We start from the raw sequence: 24480 nt of genomic DNA, 5'->3' as shown, positions 1-24480 counted from the left end.
CATTTTAGTATTTATTAACAGTTATAAAGAAATAAACTGTTAACACAAAGCATTTATACGATTTCCCATTCTTTCCAGCCCAATGGTTAAAATAGTGGGATTGATTATTGTCTTGTCAGACATTTAAAATAACTGAAGAATCACTCATTCCTGTTTCAGGCAAAAAAATTGGGAGCCCTGTTATAGGAACTCCCTTTCATTAAATATTCATTAAAAACTCAATATGGCAATTTTATCCTCAAAACACCAACTTCTTAATCTAAACCGTCAATATAGGGCCACCCATTTGCGTCCCATTTTAATTTTTCAATCAATAAACGGGGCATACCTCCTTTCACGCGGTCATATCCATGAAAAATAATATAATCCTGCCCATTAAAATCATAAACGCCACAGTGACCAACCCCAGGATACCTCCTATTGCCAGAGACGACAACAGAGCCTCCGCCCTCAGTCATGGGTACTCCATTTTTATCCAGATAAGGACCTTTAAGTTCCCTGGACCTTCCCACCATTACTTTGTAATTACTATTTAGTCCCCTGCAACAATAATCAAATGAAACAAACAGATAATAACAGTTTTCTTTTTTAAAGATAAAAGGGCCCTCAATCGCCCCGTCGCCTGCAGCAGTATCCTGGCCATTAAAAGCTCTTTGTCGTTTGGCCAAACTAAACCATGCTTCCGGTTCTTTCAAAGCTGATAAATCATCCTTTAACTGTACCATTTTTATACCGTCCCAGAAGGAACCGAAGCAGACCCATGGGTGATTATCCTGATCATATATCATATTTGGATCAATGGCATTCCAATCATCCCGTCCCGGAACGGATTGAATCAATTTGCCATGATCCACCCATTTAAAATCCTTTGAATCGGGATCTAAAGTTACATTTTCAGCGAGGCCAATACAGGAAGTGCTCTTACCAAAAGCTGATACTGAATATAATAGCCAATACTTACCATTATGATAGGAAATATCAGGAGCCCATGTATGCCCTTTATATCCAGGCACTGCCTTAACGGCCCAGGCCGGAGGCTCTTTAAAAACCGGTGCCTCCTTTGTCCAATGATTCATATCTGTTGAACTATAACAACTTATTCCCATTCCGGTGCAAAAAAGATAATAAGTGCTATCCTGTTTTATCATTACCGGATCATGGATTCCATAAGGAGCTTCAGGTTGTGGGCGCTGCCCCTGGGTATACCCGCAGATGAGAAGCAGTAAAGAAGTAAGAACCCTCCAGTGAATTTTATCAAAAAAAGAAGAATGCTTCATAAAATCAACTTTTATTTTAGTGCAATACGGATAACCGTCAGCGAATAAGGTGCGGCTTCCAACTTCAGATTGTTTCCATTTTGGTTAAAATCCTGATTAACAGGAGCAATTGCATCCGGATGTTCCAGAGAATTACATTGGTTAAGATTGTCACTTTTAAGTGTAGTGATGGTAACTACGCCAGAACCTCTTGTAACCCCTTTTAAATCAAACTCATTTTGTGTTGCAACACCGGAAGCATTTACAAACTTAATAATCAATTCATTAGTATGCTCATCTACACAAGCAGTCGCATAAAGGCTGTCCTGTCCGGCCACAACATCACTGTTCAGGGTAATAGGTACTACTTCTGTTCCTTTATTGATAGAGAACAGCTTCTGCACATAATAGTTAGGAGTACCATATGCTTTCAGATTATCAAACCAAATCAGATCAGGTGTCCATTGCCATGCATCAATATGGGCAAATAAGGGTGCATACGAGGCCATTGAAACAACCGCAGCATTTCTTTCAAGCCCAGTCATAAAGGCCGCTTCTGACAAGGCGCATTCCCAGTTATTTTTATTATCTGGACTCGCAATTTTATCGCTTTGAGCGGCATATTCACCAGCGAATACTTTACTGCCATTACGAGGATAATTATCATACCTGCGGGCATTCGCCAAAAACCAGCTGGGATTTCTATAATAATGCTCGTCAATAATATCGGCATGCATTTCACGAAGTCTGGTATTCAAAAAATCAAACCGGTCACCACTAGGATCTGTACCTGAGCTATTGACAAATTTTATATGGGGATATTTTTCGTGAATAGCGTCCGTAAATATTTTTAACCTTGTCAGATACTGAGGGCCCCAATTCTCATTACCAATTCCCATCATTTTTAGATGAAAAGGTGCGGCATGCCCCATCTTTCCCCTTAGTCTTCCCCATTTGGTGTTCAGTTCACCATTCGCAAATTCTATCAAATCAAGTGCGTCCTGAACATAAGTGCCCAAATCAGAGGTATCAACAGTCTCTGCACTGTTAAACTGGCAAGCCATTCCACAATTGATAATAGGCAATGGCTCAGCTCCTATATCTTCGGCCAATTGAAAATATTCATAGAACCCAAGACCAAAGGACTGAAAATAATCCGGTGTTGGTTTATGTGCGAATTCAGTATTCCAACGGTTCATAATGACTTGTCTTTGATCAATCGGTCCAACTGTATTTTTCCATTGGTATCTATTGGCCAGATTACGGCCCTCCACAATGCATCCTCCAGGAAATCTAATAAACCCGGGCTTCATATCCGCTAAAAGTTGTACCAGATCCCTTCTGAGTCCTCCGGGTCTTCCCTTCCAGGTATCCTGCGGAAATAATGAAATCATGTCTACATCATAAGTACCCTCTTTTTCAAACCATACGATAAAATGGGCCTTAGGGTCCGTTTTACTACATTTAAACTCAACTTTATAGGTTTTCCAGTCTGTCCCAGCGATTTCAAGACTGGCATTTCCGATGGTACTACCATCAGCGCCAACCAATTCACCTCTAATCATACCTTTTTGACCAGATTTGACTCTGGCTTGCAGGGAAAAACTATAGCCTACTCCCTGTTTTACCCCCATTGCCCGGAATCCTTCGTTAGATAACCCTAATGGCTTTTGTCCTTGTTTAATAGATATATGTGCAAATCTTGGATTTTTAGGATTTTCTCTGACTCTGTTTAAAATAAGCACATCTTCGTTATTTCCATTAAGCACTTCCCATCCCATCAATGGCTTGATGAACTCAAACGATCTGTTTTTAATAAGTTCGGCATAGAGGCCGCCATCAGCACCAAAATTGATATCCTCAAAGAAAACGCCCCACATGGTAGGTTGTATTTTGGAGATAGGCTTTGCCACATCAACTACAAATTTGTTCTGGGCTATGCCCCATCCAAATACGGCACTAAGTATCGTGACCGTCATCAATTTTTTCAACATACGCTAGTCTTTAATATGATTGTCCAATAAAATTATAACAATTTTCCCCATACAGCCGTACCATTATTATTCAAACCTGTAAAAAGGAAGGTGGCCGGGCGACCGGACTTTTCCCAGTCGTGACCTCTATGAACATCTACCTTATCTGTCAGGCCATCACTCCAGCTAATCTGTAATGTGGGTGCGCTGTATGTCCAGGTTCCGGTCCTTGTGCCATTACTTACAGTTCCGTCACTTTTAACGCTCAGCGTAGTTGCCACCTGTAGATCTGGGGAGCTTTGTTCTGCTTCATAACCAGGAACCACCTTGTAATTTAAAACAATATAATCCCATGTTCCAACCAGACTGTCTTTGGCAATAGCATCATTACTTTCCCAGGCATATCTTTCAGGAGAGGCAACAGGCCAGCCTTCTGCTGTCCAAAATAATTTTCTTACATGTAAATCCATAAAATAGATATTGGCACTTGGCCTGCCTTGATGGGCAATAAAATATTGCCCTGCACCGTCATCAAAGACGCTAACATGAGATACACCTTGCCAGCCTGCATGTCCAGTAAATTTATAGGGAGCTGTGATCATCGGACCGTGATCAATACTAGTATTGGCATCGGCACCATTAAAATCATAAAAAGGTCCGGTCGGATTATCCGCCCTGCAGACTCTTGTATTATATTTTGTAGATAACCAATCGTAAGCAATAAAAAGATAATATTTTTTAAGCTCAGCATTATAGATAATCTCCGGGGCTTCAATATTTCCATTATATGCCCCACTGGTGAAACCTCTATTGGCAATACGAGTTCCCTTATCTCCTGAACTGGCGGCAAGCCCCGTAGAAGGATCCAGTTTTAGGACATAAATCCCATCCCAGGCAGAACCGTAATACATATAATATTCCCCTGAATTAGTAGCAATGACAGTAGGGTCGATTGCATTGGTTTGAATGGATGCATCATTTGCCGAGGTCACCACAAGACCTTTTTCCGTCCATGGTCCAGTGGGTGAACTGGCAGTTGCAAGACCAATTGCACTTAACCTGGCTGTAGATGAAGATAACGCATAATAAAGTCTATACTCAGCACCCACCTTCATTACATAAGGCGCCCAGATTCCGTCATTAGGCGTTCCTCCCTTCTGGGTAATATAGTTGGATCCAAGTGTAGGCAAACCGTTAAATACCCAACCAACGAAATCCCATTCAACCAAATCTTTGGATTTACGCACCTGAATTCCGGGTCGAACGGTAATTCCATAAGCGGCATCCGTACTATAACAATAATAATAATCACCAAATTTCTTGATAGAGGGGTCATGTACATTATAGGAACCCCATTTGGTGTAATAATTAAAGGAAGAAACATCCGCATAAGTATCTTCTATGGTATTAATATCAAAACCATTATCATCCGTCGTAGGCGTCGTTTTTGTTGTTGTATCTGTCGTTACAGGAGTAGTCTTTGTCACACTAGCGTCCTTGGAACAAGCGTACATCAGTATTGTTGTTGTTAAAAAGAGGAGGACCTTTTTCATAAATAAACACTTTTATGGATCAATTGAAACCAGAATAAGGCGACATCAGTTTAAACTTAAAAAGATGTCGCTTATCCCGGTTTTTAAGTTAATTAGCTGAGTTACCAGTCAGATTGGGATTAGTATCAAGTTCCCCTTGTGGCACAGGTAAATATTCATGACCGGAAACATAGGTATTAAATTCCGAATCATGTGCTTTTAATGCTGACAACTTGGTAGGATCTGACAGCCATTTCCAACGCATGATATCAAAGAAACGAATTCCTTCAATGCCAAATTCCAATGCACGTTCATGCGCAATCTGATCACGCATTTCATCCTGGGTCATATTAGGTTGGGTTGTGGCCAAATCGGGTAAATCGGCTCTATCTCTAACCATCTGTATATATTTGTATACATCATCTGTTGGCCCGTTAAGTTCATTTAACGCTTCAGCATACATTAGGAGAATTTCTGAATAACGCATAAACCGATAGTTAATTCCTGATCCGGGAACTTTACCATCTCCCTCAATCGTATGCCCCGGTATTCTTGCATAAGTATACTTTGCTATGTAAATTGAACTATTGGATTTATCAAGAACATTCGTGGAATAAGGTTGAGTACCAAAAATAGTATTCGACCTGCCATCGCCATCCGTATCATATTCCTGTTCATATGTCACCAAAGTCCAGTAAAGACGTGGATCTAGTTTACCATCTTTACAACGTTCTTTTTTAAATTCAGAATAAAGCCACTGCGTTGGATGAAAATCTCCCCATGCGCCAAATTGTGTCATTCCATAAGGGTAATCAAGTGCTGAACCTTGCGTCCATGAAGAAGTGGAAGGTTCCACCCAGTTGGCATCAACACCAAAATCCCCAAACTGAATTTCAAAAACAGACTCAGCGTTATTCTCATTACTCATGGTGAAATTATCCCCATAATTAGATACCAGTTTATAAATATTAGAATCAATCATTTTCTTAAATTCAGCAGCCGCCTTTGTATATTCACCTCTTATCATATAAACCTTACCTAGTAAGCCTGTAGCTGCCCCCCAAGTGGCACGACCTTTCTGACCCTGATCTGCTCCTATAACATTATCGTAGGAAGTAGGCAACATGGACTGCGCATTTAATAAATCAGATTCTATGGCCGACCAAATTGAATCCTCAGACGCTGTAGAAGGGAAATACTCTGTTTGGTCCAATGGCTTGGAAAGTACCAATGGTACGACCTGATAATTCTCTGCTAACTCATAATAGGCCAATGCCCTTAAATAATAAGCCTGGCCAAGTAACCTATTTTTATAATCTTCACTTGAAAAAGTCACATTAGGCGCGTTGTAAAAAACCAAATTGGCCTTGGCAATCATTTGATAGAAGTCACGCCAAATCCAGGATTCAACATCCAATCCCCCTCCATAATCAGCCTGTACCGTAAAATTACCTGTCAGCGGATAGATTGTCCAGGGAGATTGAGAATTAACATCATCACCACGTACATCTACTAAGGCCGGTAGGGTTCTGGTAAAAGTACCATCTACCAATAACAAATTATAGGTCGCTACAACACCTTCGGCAATATCACTTTCCGATTTCCAAAAATCTGCCGAGGTCTGTGCATTGGGATCCGTTACATCTAACTTTTTGTCACAAGACCCGAATAGAACAGCTGCCATTACAGCTACGGATATATATTTCAAAAGTTTCATAATATTTCTTTTAGCAGGTTATTTTAAATTAAAGTTGACTCCAATCATAAAAGTTCTTGGTGTCGGATAAGACGCATAATTATATCCCGGATTCCATACCCCACCAGAAAAATCAGGATTATAATCCTTTAAATCAGAGAAGGTGTAAACATTCTGACAGGTTACATATGCTCTGAAGGAGGAAAATATTTTCCTGGTAGGCACTGTGTATCCGATTGATATGGTGGATATTTTGGTATAAGCTCCGTTTTGCAGCCATCCTGGTCTGTCGGAGTCACGACCATTACCGTTCTCATCCACGTAGACTACTCTGGGAATATTAGTACTTGTATTATCCGTTGACCAGCTATTCAGAATGTCAGTTGACCAGTTAAGGCCGCCATCTGAATGCATCAAAGAACGATAAATGGCATCATCCACCAGGAATTTTCCTACTCCATTGGCCATAATCGAAAAATCTAAATTCTTGTAAGAAGCCATAAAACTTAATCCGTAGGAAAGATGTGGCAAGGAACTCCCTAAATCAGTTCTGTCGCTAGCATCGATTGTGCCGTCACCATTCAGGTCTTTAAATTTAATATCTCCAACTCCGGTTCCGGCAGATTGAAAAGCAGCGCTACTGACTTCATCAGCTGTCTGAAAAATACCTTCATACACATATCCAAACTGACGGCCTACTTCCTGGCCTTCCTGTGTTCTTGATCCGGCCCCATAAATTGGTTGTCCATTATTACCTAAACTAATAACTTTATTATGCACGGTGGATGCGTTAGCAGAAATATCGTACTTAAATTCATGTTTATGATTCCGATATGTTGCTGAAAACTCAAGTCCTGAATTATCCATAGTACCCGCATTAACCGTTGGCGCACTATTCAGGGAGCCTACTGATAAAGGAATATTCACGCCTACCAGCAAATCTGAACTTCTTGATTTGTAGTATTCCGCCGTAAAATCAAACTGATGATCAAATAAGCTCATGTCTAGACCAATATTGGTCATTTTCTTACTTTCCCATTTGAGGTTATCATCTACTACAGAAGCTTCACTCCCACCAAATACCACTGAATTATTGAAATTATATACATAATTTCGATTGACAGCCTGCAGGTAGGCATACTCGCCGATATTTTCATTACCTAAAACACCATAACTGGCTCTTAATTTTAATTCAGAAATGATATGTTCATCAACTCTAAAGAATTTTTCTTTGTTAATTTTCCAACCTACTGAAACTGAGGGAAAATAACCAAATCTATTCGCTTCACTGAATCTTGAAGAACCATCCCGTCTGATGGTTGCAGAGAGTAAATACTTTTCATCAAAATTATAGTTAAGCCTGCCTAACAGAGAGGATATATAATGACTGCTGCTATAACTTGAGCTTGTCGTACTTTCGGCATTGGACAACTCCATTTTGTAAGGTTCAGCAAACCCTTCACCATGACCAGTCAGCGTATTGTAATTATCATTCTGATAGGTTTGTCCCGCGGTAACCTCCAAATTATGCCTTCCAAACTGAGCCGTATAGGTCAGAATGTTCTCTATTAAAGCAGTTGTATAATTCCGGTAGCCTTGATCCAATTTTGCAATCGTATTGGTATAAAAAGGAGTAAAATCAAAAGTAGGCACCCAGTTAAAGTCTTTGGCATAGGTTTTATCCCAGGAGACATTGAGCTTATATTTAAGTCCCTGATTCTTTAATAAAAACAGCTTTCCAAAGTCAACTTCACCTGTACCACTTAATAGCATTCGGTCGACAATTGTGCTTCTTTTAAGCATATTATTCATTCCAACCATATTCAAAGAATACATTTCACCTTGCGTGGTCGTATTATAACTACCATATCCGGAACTTGTAGATGCATCATAAACGGGCATGGTGGGAATCATGGTCAGTATCTGTAAAACCATGGGTGGTTCAGATCCAAAAAAGCTTCCCACCTGATTGGTGGTATTCAGGGTATTCTGATCAGAATGGGAATAAACTCCGGAAACATTAAATTTAAATATACCCAGCTCGGTCGTATTAGTCATACGCAGCGTATACCGATTATATTTGGGACCAACACCTGTAAAAGTACCTTGTTGGTTATAGTAATCCATGGATATATTATAAGTAGAGTTTTCGCCTCCACCTGATAAACCCAGTGCATGGTCCTGGCGCATACCCGTAACAAAAGTCGCGTTTTGCCAATCTGTATTTAATGAATCGGGGGAGATATAGTCCGACGACGTTGGATCATTGGCGCTCCATAGTGGCAAGCCTGCATTTTCACGACTTAAATTATTGATTTTCTGATAATCGGAAGTTCCTAAAAGACTTATTTTCTTGGGCACGTTGTCCATCCCAACATAACCCGCATAGTTCACTTTTAACTTCGTGTTTTTCAGGCCATGCTTCGTGGTAATGATCACCACTCCGTTAGCCGCCCGGGAACCATAAATGGCAGCTGCAGAAGCATCCTTCAAAACCTGCATACTTTCGATATCATTTGGGGAAAAGTCTCTGATAGTAGTCCCAACCGGCACACCATCTACGACATAAAGAGGAGAAACATCTCCGAAGGAACCAATACCACGTATCCTCACCGTAGGATCAGCGCCCGGCTCACCATCTGTAGTCACATTCACCCCCGCGACACGTCCTTCAAGCATCGTACTCATATTGCTATTGGAGACCTTTTTCATGTCCTCAACATTCACGATGGATACAGATCCGGTTAAATCGCTTTTCTTCTGGGTTCCATAACCCACCACAACTACATCATTTAATAAGGCAGCTTCATTACTAATAAGCACTACCCTGAATTCGGACCGATTACCTACTAATAGGGTTTGACTTTGATTACCAATTAAAGAAAACACAAGGCTGTCTTCAGATGAGGCTTCCAGCCTGAATTCACCTTGCGCATTTGTGATAGTGCCATTTTTGGCATTTTTAGCCTGTACCGAGACATTTGAAACAGGCAAATTATGTTCATCGACAACTACACCATGGACCAAATGATCACTTTGCGCCACCGCATAATTTGTGACCACCATAAGCATCAGAACAACAATAGACTGCCGTAATAGCCTTGTTATGGCATATCTCCCGGCAGAAAACAAAGATTTTTTTTCAAATTTGTTCATAGTAGGGGATTTTTAAAAATTATTCAATCGCTCAGAGGTTCATACAATCTTAACACATTGGTTTATAGCAGAAAATCTCTTATAGAATATTCGAAAAACAAATGAAAATTTTGCATGTCATCTTTACACTTTTAGCAAAAGTAAATTATACAATTATTAATCATGGGTGACATTTGTTTAATTTTAGGGGCCAATTTGATAATTCTTAACAGAAATGATCGAATAATTGTTAATTAAACATAAACAGAGTTCTTAAATAATGCTATGAGTCCAATTTAGTAAGCTAGATTCTTAAAATAGACACTAATAATATTTAAGATTTAAACAAGCAGTCAATCCACCGTTTCTGCACAACAAAAAACTCTGATGATTCAGAGGCACACAAAGGCTGCCCTTGTTGAAAAGCAAAGAAATTCATAGGCGCAATATGTAGCTAAAAATATCTTAAAGCAAATATTATCCTGAAGTTATCAGGTATCGGCCGAACGTTTTCTGGTATACATACCGGCAAATGGCTTACGAAACTTCTTAATATAGGCAGAAGGTGTCATATTAAACAGTTTCTGAAATTGCGATCTAAAATACTTCACATCATTAAAGCCAACAATAAAAGCGACTTCATTTACATTATTCTGGGTATTTACAAATAACTCCGCTGCTTTTCTTAAGCGAACAAATCGAACATAGCCAGCGACGGAATATCCCGTCAAAGCGTGTATTTTTTTATATAAACTTGAATGACTCATGCACATTTCATCCACCAAAATCTGCACCTTAAACTGATCATCATCCAGGTGTTCTTCTACAATGCGCATGCAACCATCCAAAAAGACTTTATCTTCTAAAGTAAGTTTATTTTGATTATCCTGAAGAGTTATCTCGTTGTAAAAATATTTTTGAAGGCTATTTTTAGCTTTTAATAGATTGCCCACTCTGGCCATCAGTAATTCTTTCTCGAATGGCTTTGTAATATAGTCATCCGCCCCTGCTTCCACACATCTTAGCCTTATATCAGAAGACTCCTCCGCAGTAAGAATAACAACAGGAATATGACTGAGTTTTTCATCAGATTTTAAAGATTTACAGATATTATCCCCTGTCATTCCAGGCATTATAAGATCCAAAATGACTAAATCAGGTATTTTATCCCGAATCAATTCCCAGGCCCTGTTTCCGTCTTCAGCAACCATTACCTCATAGCCTTTGAAAAGACTGGAAACAAAGGTCCTAATTTCTCTGTTATCATCTGCAATCAGAATTCTTTGACGATCAGACACAAGCTCTACCTGGCTTTCGTCTTTATCCTTAAAAGAAGTACTGTTTTCCTTTGAAACATATAAAGATGGGCCTTGTTGTTGTTGTTCAAAGTCTAACAACGCTTCCTTATCCAGCATATCCTCTGCAAGGCCATTACTTTGTTCCACAGATTCATGAATCATTTCTCCTGCAAAGTGATCTTTTCCTTTAGGAAGTCCTATAATAAAAGATGTACCCTTTTCAACGACACTGTCTAAAGTGACAGTTCCATGATGTAATCCAACAAACTCCTTTACCAAAAACAAACCAATTCCAAAACCTGGCTTGGCTCTTTCTCCACTATCATGACGTTGGTAGAATTTCTGAAACACCTTTTCCTTTTCCTGAGCTGCGATACCCTTGCCAGTGTCCTCTAATTTTATTAAAACATCTGTTGCACGTTCTTCCAAGCTCAAAATAATTCGTCCTTTGGGGGCCGTATATTTAAAGGCATTGGAAATCAAATTAAATAATAAAATCTCTATTTTTTCCTGATCCCCATAAATTTCCAAGGCATCTCGCTCAAAAAGACCGCTAGCTATATCACCTTCATAAACTTTATTAGGATACAACTCTTTTACTTCAAATCGATAATCAATCTGCTGGCTTTTTGCCTGATAAGCAAAACTATCAAACACTTCCCTACACAATTCCTCTAGATTCAGTTTAGAAATATGGAGTTGCGTTTCTTCTCTATCTGCCTTTCTAAATAACAATAACTGGCCAATAAGTCCCAGCATTCTTCTTGAATTTTTATAGGCAGTTCTTACCGTTTCGGGCTGTCCTGTTTCATCCGCATGTTCCATTAACTCCTTTATAGGATTAATGATAAGTGTCAACATCGTTCTGAACTCATGCGAAATATTAGTAAAAAAGGCAATTTTTCTTTCATTCAATTCCCGTTCCGCATTGGCGTTCATGCGGGTGAGCTTCATTTCATATAAAAGTTTTGTACGTCGTTGTCTATACTTCTGATAGGCGTAAATTAAACCAACAACTGCCAGTAAATAAATCAGATAGGCCCACCAGCTACGATACCACGGTGGCAAGACTCGAATTTCTAGAATTCTTTCTGTCGAAAGAAGTGGCTTTCCATCTGGCTGCAGTACTGCTAAATGCAAAATATATTCGCCTTCATTTAGTCTGGAATAAGATATATTGTGGTTATTACCAATATATGTCCAGGCTTTATCCCAACCTTCCAGATAATATCCATATTGTACACTAGTTGGTGCATCATAATTTAAGGCCGCAAAGCGAATCTGAAAGCTTGCCTGATTAAAAGGTGTTGTAATAGAAGTAAAATCAACAGCAGAACTGCCCTTAGGCAAAAAACCACTTTGTTCCACAGGCACATTGTTGACTTTAAAACTGGTAATCAATACCCGGACCGAAGGAGCTACTTTATTAACCTCTTCAGGTGTAAATTCATTAAACCCGGCAACTCCTCCAAATAAAAAATTTCCATTACTCAAGGCAAGGGCCGCGTTATAACTAAACTGATTGCTTTGCAAGCCATCATGATCATGGTAATTGTATATAGATTTACTTTTCGGATCAAACACACTCAGCCCGTTATAGGTGCTGCACCAAATCCTTCCTTTTTTATCTTTGAGTAGGTTCAAAATGGAATTGCTTGAAAAGCCGTCGTCCATTGTGTAACTTTTAAAACTTTCATTTTTAGCATCATACAACATTAACCCACCGCCTTCTGTACCTACCCAAAGTCTATTTTGATCATCTTCAATAATAGACCTGACGGGAAAACCTACATGTATATATTCATGATTATTATGAAGTGTATCCAATTTAATCAGTTGATCATAATTCCCCAGCCAGATATTGCCTTTTGTATCTTCATACATCGTATGAATATTGATCAACGTTGTATCAAATACTTCAAATTTATTTTTTTCCGAATTAAATTTAAATAAAACATCACCCAATGTGGAGCCCAACCATATACGGTGCCTACTATCCTCAAAGAGTTTCCAAAAATTCTTCGCGTAACTGTTTTTATAAGGATTATAGCAGACATAATGTGTAAACTGATTGCTACCTGGTGTTAACCGATCAATACCTCCATTGAAAGAGGCAATCCATATGTCATTCTTATAATCTTTTATGATACTGACAATATAATTTCCACTAATGGAACCAGGATCATCTTGTTTATGAACATAATTTTTGAACTGGTTGGTAACCGGATTCCAATAACTAATACCGCCACCATCCGTACCAATCCAGACATTATGAGCTTTATCCTCGCAGAATGAAAGAATAAAATTACTGACTAATGAAGCAGGATTAAAATCATCTTTGCTGAATGTTTTGAACGCGGAACTCCCGGTTTTCAATAAACTGACACCGCCTCTTAAAGTAGCTATCCATTTTCTTTCTTTATGATCCTCAAAAACACCATAAACCGCTGCACTCTTTAACTGATTCTTTTCCCGACCAGCCTTAATAAACTGTAGGTCTTTATCCGGATTATTTACGTTTGATAATACCGCCACCCCGTTGCCGTCAGTTGATATCCATAACACACCTTTCCTATCCCTTAAAAGATGTGTAATATTCGATCTTGATAATGCTTGACAATAAAGGCTAATTTTTTTTGTGGCCAATTCGTACTTAAATAACCCTTCTTCTGAGCCAATGAGCAATTGTCCTTCTTCCGGCTCATAAAGTAATCTGGTAGCAACCGGCATATTAATTGCCATCGGGGTTAAACTACATTTATCCCCATCAAACCTGAAGAGTCCTTGATCCTTTATATACACTAAATAACTGTTATTCCTAAAAGGACTGATTGCAGTTATATTTAAACTTGATTTCCCATTGAGCAGCACCTGACTAAAAATCCTTTGTCTGGAAGATTTAAATAAAAGTCCGTAATTTTCCGTGGCGACAAGTACATTACCCAGGCTATCAGCCAATATATCCTTTACTCTAGCTGTGGTTTTTAATGCGCTATTCTCTCCATATGGCCTATAATAAGCAGTATGAAACTTAAAATCCGCATAATCAAATTGAGCAAAACCCATTTGAGTCCCAACCCAAATAATGCCGGATTTACCTTCCTTTAATACAGTAATGTGATTATTTATGACAGAAAAACTATCACTGAGTTTGTTTCTGAATACGTCAAAATTAGCACCATCATAACGATTGAGGCCATCATAGGTACCCATCCAAATGAGTCCATAGTGATCCTGCATCAAACAAGTTACAGCATTATTGGAAAGTCCGTCCTCTACACCAATATTCTCAAAAGACAAAGTATCCACGCCAATTCCCTGCTTTTGGATATTCCCGTCCTTTAAAGGCTTTGGCTGTGCATATACATGGCTAACACTGCTCAATATCACGAAAAAGAGCAGTAACGAATATAATATATAGATTCTTTTAGGTTCCATTACGTGATTTCAATTGCTATACACAACAAACTATTCATTAGCAATTAATCTACAAAGTTGGGATAACAGGTTTTATACTACCATCCGGATTAAATTCCAATGCATCAATACACACTTCTCTATTATAGCCTGCAGCGTCTCCCATATGTATTCCGGTTGGCCTGTGAAACCGGTGATAGACGATATACCACTGATCTTTACCAGGCACCTGGATTACAGAATTATGTCCGGTTCCATAAATACCGTTTTCCGGACTTTTCTGTAAAATCAGATTATTTTTAGGAATGGTAATGGGACCATCCGGGCTATCCGAATAACCATACCGTACTCTATAATCCGGACTTCTGGTGTCATTTTCCGACCACATAAAATAATACCTTTTATTTCTATAAAAGACATAAGCTCCTTCCCTGAAAGTATGGTCAGGGGTAATCACCTTAAGGCTTCCTTCCTTTAAGGTTTCCATATCCTCGCTTAGTTCAGCCACTTTTAAATAGCCATTGCCCCAATACAAATAATCTTTACCACTTACCGGATCATGAAATACGGCAGGATCAATAGCCTGCCCACCCTTGGTTTCCTTGGGTATCAACGGCTTACCACTATCCTTAAACGGACCGGTAGGACTATCTGAACTCGCTACACCGATTTGTTGACCCGCTACAAAATAATAAAAGTATTGATAACCCTTTGCGGTTTTCTTCTCAATCATAGTGGGTGCCCAGGCATTGGTATGGGACCAGGATACATCCTTTTTCAAATTCAGAATAACACCTTCATCTTTCCATTCTTTCAGGTTGTCAGAGCTAAAAGCTTTAAAATAAGTTCCACTCCAGCCGGTAAAACCGTCACTTGTCGGATAGAGATAATATTTTTTATCCTTATAAGAATAAATGATATCCGGATCCGCATAAAATCCTTTTAATACCGGATTATTCTTATTATCAAAGGGTACAAATCCGGGATCCGTACCAGCGGTCGTCATTTGAATCTTCTGGATAGTTCCATCTGGGTTATAATTCAAAAATTCAGAGCAGACTGATCTGCTAAAACTGCCACCATCAGGTTCCACACCTCCATTATGATAAATAAAATACCATTGCCCTTTAAATTCCAGGATTGCGTGATGATTTGTGTTACAATTACCGGCCAGTTCATTGATTATCCCTTTATAAACATATGGCCCTTCAATATTATCCGCCATGGCATAGGCCGTTTTCTCAGGGAATCCCGTAGAATAACTCAGATAATACTTCCCTTTATACTTATGCATCCAGACCGCTTCCGTAAATTCAAAACCAGGAAACATCATCTGCTTGACCGGACCGTCAATTTCGGTCATATTTTTCTTTAGCTTGGCATAATAACACTCTCTGTTCCCCCAAAAGAGCCAGGCCTGTCCATCATCGTCTATGAAAACACTCGGATCCAGGCAAGCCCATCCGTGAGAAGAGGCAAAACAATCCTTATTAGTCAATAATGGCTTACCGATGGCGTCTTTATACGGGCCTTCAGGGCGGTCTGCCACCGCTACCCCGATTCCAGACCAATTGGTACAGAAATACCAGTAGTATTTACCGTTTCTAGGAATTACCTGACCCGCCCAGGCGGCCTTACTCTTTGCCCAGTCAAAATCAGCTGATTTCATGGGCGTTGGGTATTCTGTCCAGTGATGCATATCTGTCGAAGAAAATGCCAGCCATTCTCTCATATGATATCCGGTCTGACCTCCATTTGCATCCCTTCCCGTAAATAACCACATCGTGTCTCCTGTTACCAAAGCTGCCGGATCAGCTGTAAATTCATGAGTAACAATAGGATTTCCGTTCGAAGTAAAATGATAAAGATCACCGGTTTCATTGGGTCTTAATAAATCTGCAGGCACTCCTTTCCATTTGGACTGCAGTAGGCGAGCTTCTGCTTTGCTTATAGAGATAACACTGCCATGTCTTGGATTAAAGTCTTTGGTAAAATAGGCTGGTTCCTTTGAAAAATTGTTTAAATCAGCCGATGTCTGATAGGCATACTTGCCCACTCCATACAGGTCATACATCAGCACATAGGAGTCTTTATCGTTTAGTTTAAAAACACTGGACCCTTCAACACTGGTATCTTTATCAGCAAAAGCGTCTATATAGCCCGGTAATTCTTTCCAAGGTCCCCAGAGCTTCTGACTAGTCGCCTGCTTAATGCCATTTTTAATTTCTTTGCCCGCTGCATTTTTGGTATTGCCTTTAAAGAAAAAATGATAAAGCCCATTCTTGTATATAATATCAGCATCTATGCCTCCAAATTCCGGACTGAATAACAATTTGGGAGTGCCTTCAAATCCGCTAAAGTCTTTATTGGCATAGGCGGCATAAAAATCCAGTTTTTCGTTGTCCTTAAACCGAACTGTAAAATACACCAGGTATTTATTGACTTTTGGATCAAAAATAGTCTGCGGAGCCCAGACCCATTTGATATTTGCAAATTTCTTAGGATATTGCTTGGAAAGTTCTATTTTGCTATGACTCCAATTCAATAAATCTTTTGAATGAAGCATAACAATGCCAGGATTATAATCCCAACCGTTTTTCCGAGTATTCATATCTGTGGCCACCAGGAAATAACCATCCGCCTTTTCTCCTCTTAATATATGCGGATCCCGGATACCTCCAGTAGCAGAGATCGAATCAGAGCCAATCACAGGATTATTGTTATTCAGTGCTTTCCAATGAACAGCGTCCTGACTTACCGCAAAACGCAAGGCTTCCTGATTGGTACCTTTGCCTTCAAAATAGGCAAATAAGTAACCTGCATCGGGCTTATTTTCACGAGCAGGTTCATTTTGGGCATGAGAATTCCCAGGCCATGCCATTAAAGGTATACACGTTATTAACCCAAATGCTAATTTCTTAAATAAGCGCATTTCTTTTTAATTATTGTAAGCTATATAATTTACAGGCGTGAGGAGCCAGACTGACCTGTATGGTTTTAATAATTTTTCCTTCTTTTCTACCTGTCCAGATATTAGTCAGTGTGGCTTTTTTCAGGCCCAGATCTGCCAAGCTAACGGACAGTGTCAAAGGTTTTACACTGTCAGAGATATTAAATAGAGCAAGGTAGCGCTCTCCGGTCTTACTATTGATTGAAGTCACAGCCAAACGGCCATCTTTTTGATAAAGTTCTTTGACCTGAGTACCTTCCTTGTGCATTTTAAGCGCAGCCTTATTGGTTAAAAGGCCGGAGGTAAATGTATCAAGGCTTGGCAAATCCCCACCAAACATTAAAGGAGATCGGAAAATCAAAAAGAAACTCATCAAAGAATACTGCTCATCCTTAGTCAGGCGAGTCATTCGGTCCGCTCCTCTTTCTCCTCTGATAGAGATTCTCCCCAGGGGGATCATATCGCAATCCGGCCAGTTTCCGGGTTTAATATAAGGATACCACTGTTCTGCTACTTTCATTAAATGGGTTATATGTGGCCAGGTATCCCAGACATCATCCACCATGCGCCACATATTGGCATTTTGTCCGACATTAATAGCTGCCGATATAGGTGTTTCTCCGGGAGAAGTGCTAAATACAATAGGCCGGCCGGTCTTGTCGATTGCTTTTCTAATCATCTCAATTTCGGCCTGATGATAAGGCCTGGAAAGGTCATCTACCTTGATAAAATCCACTCCCCAGCTGGCATAAAGTTCCAAAATGGAATTGTAATAAGCCTGGGCTCCAGCAGCTGTGCTGTCAATGGTATAATTATCCTTCAGCCATTCACATTGCCTTTCCGGGCTATAGATTTGATCCGCCGTATAACTGGTACCTTTAATAGGCATTTTTTTTGCAACAGCCTCTTTAGGTACCCCACGCATAATATGAATGCCAAACTTTAGTCCCTTAGCATGAATGTAATCAGCCAATGCCTTGAACCCTTTTCCATCTTTTGCGGATGGAAATCTGTTTACGGCAGGTATATATCTTCCATATTTATCCAGATTATAAATAGGATCCGTTTGATTGTATCCGCCTGCTTTATCATTGGATACATACCAGCGAATATCCACAACAATATATTGCCAGCCGGAGGCTTTTAAATGGCTAGCCATATAATCCGCATTCGCCTTTACCTCTGGTTCGGTAATCGTCGGGCCATATGCATCCCAACTATTCCACCCCATAGGGGGTGTCCCGGCCCATGATTTAAAATCCGTTTGTGCACGCAGGCTGCTCAGCCAGCCGCATAAAATTAAAATTGCCGTTAACCTTACGTATTTTCTCATTTTTTGTTGATTGCCCTTATTAATCAATTAACTGCCTCAAACATATTGTTCCTCCATTCAAAAGATCAATATATTTGTACAATTGACAAATATTAATGAATCTCAAATAAGCCCTGGCAGATAATTTCTACAAGAAATTTCCAGCCAAAATTCAATACAATTAATTAAATGTCAATAGTTTGCGATAAACACAATTTGATTTAACCGCTTTTCTGTGGTATGATTTTTAATCAAAAATCTCATTATTGCCTTCGTTAATCAACCGTTTTTTCCACAGTCGCGTATTTTACCTGATTTTGATGGTTGTCTATGCAGCTTAAAATCAGCATAGCCAATTTTGGTTCATCGCGATTTCGAAGATAGACAATATTTGTACAATTGACAAATATTTAAAATAAAAACAAAAAAATATATACATTTCCATTTAAATACAATGATAGTATTCTTATAAAAAACACACTATATATTAAAAATAAATAAATACATAGAGTTTCATCTGTAACTGAACACCTGAAAATATTTAACTGTAATGAAAAATTGCCACATACCTAAGATATGTGGCAATCCTTATTTTATCTCTAATTAAACCGTTTATAAACGAATAACTGATTGAATTACAAATAAATATTAAGACTATTCTTTGTAAACAAAAATTTTCAAATCTATCCCATAATATTAATTGTAACCTGGATTTTGATCCAGGACGGCATCCTTATTTAGCTGAATTTCATCTAAAGGAATCGGAAGCAAGAGGTTCGTTTGACTAACACCGGTAACTGGGTGTTGCGCATCATTAAGGTTCAATCGGTTCACCCGCTCTACCAATGTCTTGGTTCGCATGAGTGTCATTCTTCTATTTTCCTCACCTATCAATTCCCTGGCTCTTTCGTCCAGAATAAAATCCATGGTGATATCACCTGAAGCGACTTTGCCCTCTGTGGGGTAATCTTCAAAAGCTCTGGCTCGAAGTACATTGATGCTCGCTGCAGCATCTGCTAATTTTCCTTGGTCAAATTGTGCCTCAGCCTGTAATAAATAGGTCTCTCCTAATCTCATCAAAATAAAATCTTTGATCATTGCATAACCAAAATCATCATTTGGATCATACTGCCCCCATTTGGTGGTGCTTGGGCAGATCTTAAATAAAGTATCTGGTCCTGTAAAGGGAACCATCTTTCCATAATTTGCATTTGTTGGGTCATTATAGTAATAACGTCTGCGGATATTATACTGAGAATTTCGCATATCCTCATTTTGATAAAGGCCATATAACACCCAATTACTCAAACGAAGTCTAGCAATCCCTCTACCTCCTAATGAATCACAAATAACCATCCCACTTATATTGTAATAGGCTGCTCCCCAGACCCTGCGCTGTTGTGGATTATCCGATACTCCGCCAACAACTGAACTTGGATTTTCAAGTTCTAGTACCCAGATGGCTTCCGTATTACCTTGGTTTCTGCGCTCATTGCCATATACAAACATATCAGAAAAAGGGTCACCCGCTTGTTCTGATTTAACCCCATAGCGCTTGGTTACAAGGCTGAATCTTCCGCTATTAATGATAGCTTTTGTATTTTCTTCTGCTAAGGCGGGCTGACCTGAACGTAAATACACCTTCGCCAATAATTGCATAGCCATGAACTTATTGGCCCGGCCGTACATTTTTCCATTGGTATTACTTGGAACATCTTCAATATCCGGCAAATTCACCTTTGCATATTCCAGATCAGCAATTATTAACTGATTTACTGAATCCAGACTTGCTCTTGTAAAATCGGTTTTAGGCCCGGCAAGCGCATGTGTGACCAAAGGTACCCCTCCGTATAAAGTAGCCAGATAATTATAAGCGAAGGCACGGAAAAATTTTGCTTCTGCTTCAATGGCTTTTTTATTATTTTCTGATATACCTGTTAAATCAGATGCTTCCGCATTATCAAGAATAATATTTGTCAGATTAATCATCTGATAATTTAAGGTCCAGATATGCTGTGAAGCTACATCAGTAGAAGTAAGTTCTCCATAATTATAATAGGGTATCTCTACTCCTTCCTGATTAGCTGTGGCATTGGCTACATCTGTCCCCACCTGCCAGACACTTGGCCAACCTTGTCTGGACGACCATGAATAATAATTTTCAAGTTGATTGTATAAACCAACCAAAGCCGCCTGAAAACCCAGAGAATCCTTTAGTGTAACAGGAGTGTAAGAAGACTGAGGTGTCTCCTCAAGGAAACTTTTATGGCATGACCACATGCTAAAAATGCATCCCGTCAGTCCGAATATGATTAATAATTTTTTCATGATAATGATTTTACGCTATTTATTTTAGAGAGATATTCATTCCGAATACAAAGGACCTGGTCACTGGATAATTATTTACCCAGTCTCCTGAGCCTCTTGTTGAGTAATTGGATTCCGGATCCCAGCCAATCCAATCTGTATTGGTAATCAGATTCCTTCCACTTACATAAAATGTCAGTCCTCCCAAATTCCATTTATCTAACAAGGACTGTGAAAAGACATAACTAAGCGTTACATCCTTCAAGCGGGTATAGCTCGCATTGGAAGGATACCCATATCCCCGCGTATTATTATAAGCCAAAGAAGGCCTCGTATTACTCTTATTTTCAGGTGTCCAATAGCCAACTTCCTCGGGCGTATTACGCCTTCCTGTTTCATCTGCATAATTCAGATCAGGATTGTTTTTCAATACTCCTTGTACGGTCTGTATAAAAACCCTTAAACTGAAATTACCATAGTGAAAGGTATTGGTCATGCCTCCAGTCCATTTAGGAGTCGTCTGGCCAAGAATTGATTTATCTTCTGCTGTTATCTGATGATCTCCATTCAGGTCCGCGAATTTCAGGTCACCGGGTTTAGCACCAGGATCCTGATTAGATGGATCTTCACCTTCCTGCCATACTCCTTCCAATTTATAATCGTAAATAACCCCAATTGGATGGCCGATAAACCAGCGATTTCCTAAATCATCCTTTCCATCTCCATATAAATCAACAATCTTATTTTTATTAGTGGAAAAAGAAAGGGAGGTCTCCCAGCCAAACTTTTCCAATTCTACATTTTTAGTATTCAAACTGATTTCCAGACCATTATTTGATGTTTTGCCAATGTTGTCAAGCACGGAGCTGTATCCGGTAATAATTGGCAGGCTGCGGCTTAAAAGTAAGCCATAAGTCTTATTATTATAGTAATCTATGGTTCCATCTACTCGGTGATTGAATAAGCTAAAATCTAATCCCAGGTTAAAGGTTTTGGTGGATTCCCAATGCAAATTATCATTGCCTAGATTTCCTGCAACAACGCCAATCGTACTGATTCCGTCAAATGGTTGCCGAATGGAATTGTCAGTGGTAATGGTTTTGTACACACCTACCGCCTCGTTACCTGTCTTACCATAGGAAACCCTCAGCTTTAAATTGTTTACAAAATCAACGGATTTCATAAATGACTCATTAGAAATATTCCAGCCAAAAGCTGCAGAGGGAAATATTCCATATTTGCTCGTATTGGCTCCAAATACTGAAGATCCGTCACGGCGAGCAGTAAGTGTCAGCAGATAGCGGCTGTCATAATTATAATTAACTCTGACCATTTGTGAATTCAAGCCATATTTGTCGCTATAGGATGAGCTGGTCTGAGTTGCACCAGCCCCAAGATTATTATATGTCAGCACATCGTTGACGAAACCCTTAGCTCCTGCTGTAGTGGTCATGTATTTTCGTTGCTGTGCACTGTAAAGACCCGTAAAGTCTAAATGATTTTTCCCAAAATCAGCATTATAATACAATAGGTTTTCTATTGTATAATTAGAGGTGTGTGCATTTGTCACACTAGCAGTACCCAGCATATCATTTGCCGCTCTACCCGTATAGGTTGCATATCTTTCAGGGAAATAAATATACCCTGCATTCAGTCGATACCTTAAACCTTTGAGCAGCCCTCCTAAATCAACTTCAGCATAAGCATTGGCATTAATATTTACAGTCTTACTCATATTTGAAGTAGTCAGACCTACTAATGGATTGGTATACAATAACTCTGGATACATCGGGAATATAGCATAGCTTCCGTCATCATTATATTCATTGCCATATGGGCTCATTGCCGTCGCATTAAGCAAATTGGCACGGCCACCACCATAATCATTAGCTGTAAAAAAAGAGGAGGTTCCTACTTTGAGAAAATCGGTGATTTTGACATCCAGATTAGACCGGAAACTGGCTCTATGATATTGATATCCTTCCACAACTCCCTTTTGTTTCAGGTATTCTCCACCAAAATAATAGCGTACGTTATCCGTCCCGCCAGAAACGCTCAGATTATGATCCTGAAGAATTCCTGTACGAGTTGCTTCTTTGATCCAGTCTGTTGTTGTACCATTATTATAATTATCTAGTTCACCATAATTCGGGACCGGGCTGGTCTGAGTTTGACCTGTGGCTGTCATATAATCGGCATATTTCTGAACATAGGACGCTCCATCCCTGGGTTGAAGCACATGGGCGATATTCTCAATGCCTGTATATCCATTGTATCGAATCTGCGGCTTGCCAGTTTTGCCTCTTTTTGTAGTCACAAGGATTACTCCATTGGAGCCCTGAGTTCCATAAATCGCTGTGGCAGAAGCGTCTTTTAAGACTACTATGGATTCAATATCATTTGGATTGATATCATTCAAAGAAGAACCGACAGTTTTGATTAATGGAATCCCGTCCACTATAATATATGGACCTGAACCTGCGGTTATGGAATTTTGCCCTCTTACTAATAATGATGGTGAACTTCCCGGAACACCTGAAGTCGAGGTCACGGTCAGCCCAGGAACCGCTCCTTCCACCGACTGCATAACATTCGTAACTGGAATTTTCGATAACCTGTCCGCAGAAACAGAGGTGACTGCCCCAGTTACGTCTGTTTTTTTCTGAGTGCCATATCCGACCACGATTACTTCTCCTAGCTTATTATCATCGTTTGCTTTTAAGTGAATTTCCAACTCACTTTGATCAGTAACCTTAATTTCCTGAGTAACATACCCCAGACTGGAAACTATAAGCGTTGCAGGAGGTGATAATTTCAATTCAAATTTACCCAGATCATCTGTCACAGAACCACCCGGCGATCCGGCAATCTTTACAGATGCGCTTGCAATGGGAACACCATGTTCATCCATTACCTGACCTGCAATCATCCTTGACTGGGAAATCCCTGCTACAGAGATTAAAAGAAAAACCAAAAGGCTCCCCAAATAATAGTAGCCTTGACGCTTAAAAAGCCTACAAAACATCTTGTCTTGTGGCTGTGCATTCTTTTTTAGCATTGATTGAAGTTTAAAAAATAAAAGTTTTTAACCCTGAACAATCAGAAATCAGTTTAATTTCTGAAACAATTAGAAGTGAAATATGAATAATGAACAGCCTCCTAAGTGATGCCTTGCCATTAATCATTTTGAGCATTGATTTGATTTAGTGTGATTCTTTTTAGGAGAAATTGCAATCGTTCTGTTACCTTATTCAATTTCCATTCCCTAATCATTAAGCCAAAATTAACAGTCAGATTTTAACATTTAAGGGGTAAAATGGTAATAAAAGGGGGGCTTTTCGGCAAAATTTTATCATACATTAACAAATTTGCAGTTAAAGCGCCCCGAATTTCAAAAAATAATGTTTCGATCAGAAATGGAGATAATATTTGTTTGTATGACAAAATTGGGGAGAGCTGGACTTTTCAACTTCTTTATAATCTTGAGGTCATCTGCGTTAATTCGCCCATTAACTTGCAAACAACTTTTCTATTTGAAGGCTGTTAAAAAGATAACAGATTGCGTATTTAAATAACTTATTGTCCTCAGCTCATTTACTTATGA

The 24480-nt window shown here is 39.3% G+C and carries 10 protein-coding genes; all 10 read right to left on the bottom strand.

Annotated elements, in window-relative coordinates:
• Window positions 1-254: 254 nt before the first annotated feature.
• The gene (locus tag BLU80_RS07990; protein ID WP_091396276.1) at window positions 255-1277 is read right to left on the bottom strand and encodes an arabinan endo-1,5-alpha-L-arabinosidase; all 1023 of its coding nucleotides are present in this window, start codon (window positions 1275-1277) and stop codon (window positions 255-257) included.
• An 11-nt stretch (window positions 1278-1288) separates the two neighbouring features.
• Window positions 1289-3250 (bottom strand): alpha-L-arabinofuranosidase C-terminal domain-containing protein, encoded by a 1962-nt coding sequence (locus BLU80_RS07985; RefSeq protein WP_091396271.1) that lies wholly within the window; start codon window positions 3248-3250, stop codon window positions 1289-1291.
• Between the two features lie 32 nt (window positions 3251-3282).
• Complete coding sequence (locus tag BLU80_RS07980) at window positions 3283-4782, bottom strand: arabinan endo-1,5-alpha-L-arabinosidase (protein ID WP_091396267.1); 1500 nt, start codon at window positions 4780-4782, stop codon at window positions 3283-3285.
• A gap of 88 nt (window positions 4783-4870) precedes the next feature.
• The gene (locus tag BLU80_RS07975) at window positions 4871-6478 is read right to left on the bottom strand and encodes a RagB/SusD family nutrient uptake outer membrane protein (RefSeq protein ID WP_091396262.1); all 1608 of its coding nucleotides are present in this window, start codon (window positions 6476-6478) and stop codon (window positions 4871-4873) included.
• 18 nt (window positions 6479-6496) lie between these two features.
• Window positions 6497-9613 carry a SusC/RagA family TonB-linked outer membrane protein gene (locus BLU80_RS07970; RefSeq protein WP_091396258.1) on the bottom strand — a complete coding sequence of 1039 codons (3117 nt, stop codon included), beginning with the start codon at window positions 9611-9613 and terminating at the stop codon, window positions 6497-6499.
• Between the two features lie 470 nt (window positions 9614-10083).
• Entirely contained in the window at window positions 10084-14328 is a 4245-nt protein-coding gene (locus BLU80_RS07965; protein ID WP_091396254.1) for a hybrid sensor histidine kinase/response regulator transcription factor, read from the bottom strand.
• A 49-nt stretch (window positions 14329-14377) separates the two neighbouring features.
• The gene (locus BLU80_RS07955) at window positions 14378-17188 is read right to left on the bottom strand and encodes a family 43 glycosylhydrolase (protein ID WP_211481792.1); all 2811 of its coding nucleotides are present in this window, start codon (window positions 17186-17188) and stop codon (window positions 14378-14380) included.
• Window positions 17189-17249: 61 nt separating this feature from the next.
• Window positions 17250-18590 carry a glycoside hydrolase family 27 protein gene (locus BLU80_RS07950; RefSeq protein ID WP_091396251.1) on the bottom strand — a complete coding sequence of 447 codons (1341 nt, stop codon included), beginning with the start codon at window positions 18588-18590 and terminating at the stop codon, window positions 17250-17252.
• A 675-nt stretch (window positions 18591-19265) separates the two neighbouring features.
• Window positions 19266-20897, bottom strand: coding sequence for a RagB/SusD family nutrient uptake outer membrane protein (locus tag BLU80_RS07945; protein WP_091396247.1), 1632 nt, complete (start codon window positions 20895-20897; stop codon window positions 19266-19268).
• A 19-nt stretch (window positions 20898-20916) separates the two neighbouring features.
• On the bottom strand, window positions 20917-23934 hold the full coding sequence (locus BLU80_RS07940) for a SusC/RagA family TonB-linked outer membrane protein (RefSeq protein ID WP_091396243.1): 3018 nt from the start codon (window positions 23932-23934) through the stop codon (window positions 20917-20919).
• Window positions 23935-24480: the final 546 nt, after the last annotated feature.

The sequence above is a fragment of the Arachidicoccus rhizosphaerae genome, from assembly GCF_900107765.1.
Taxonomy (GTDB): domain Bacteria; phylum Bacteroidota; class Bacteroidia; order Chitinophagales; family Chitinophagaceae; genus Arachidicoccus; species Arachidicoccus rhizosphaerae.
This window is presented reverse-complemented; position numbering and strand designations above follow the sequence as displayed.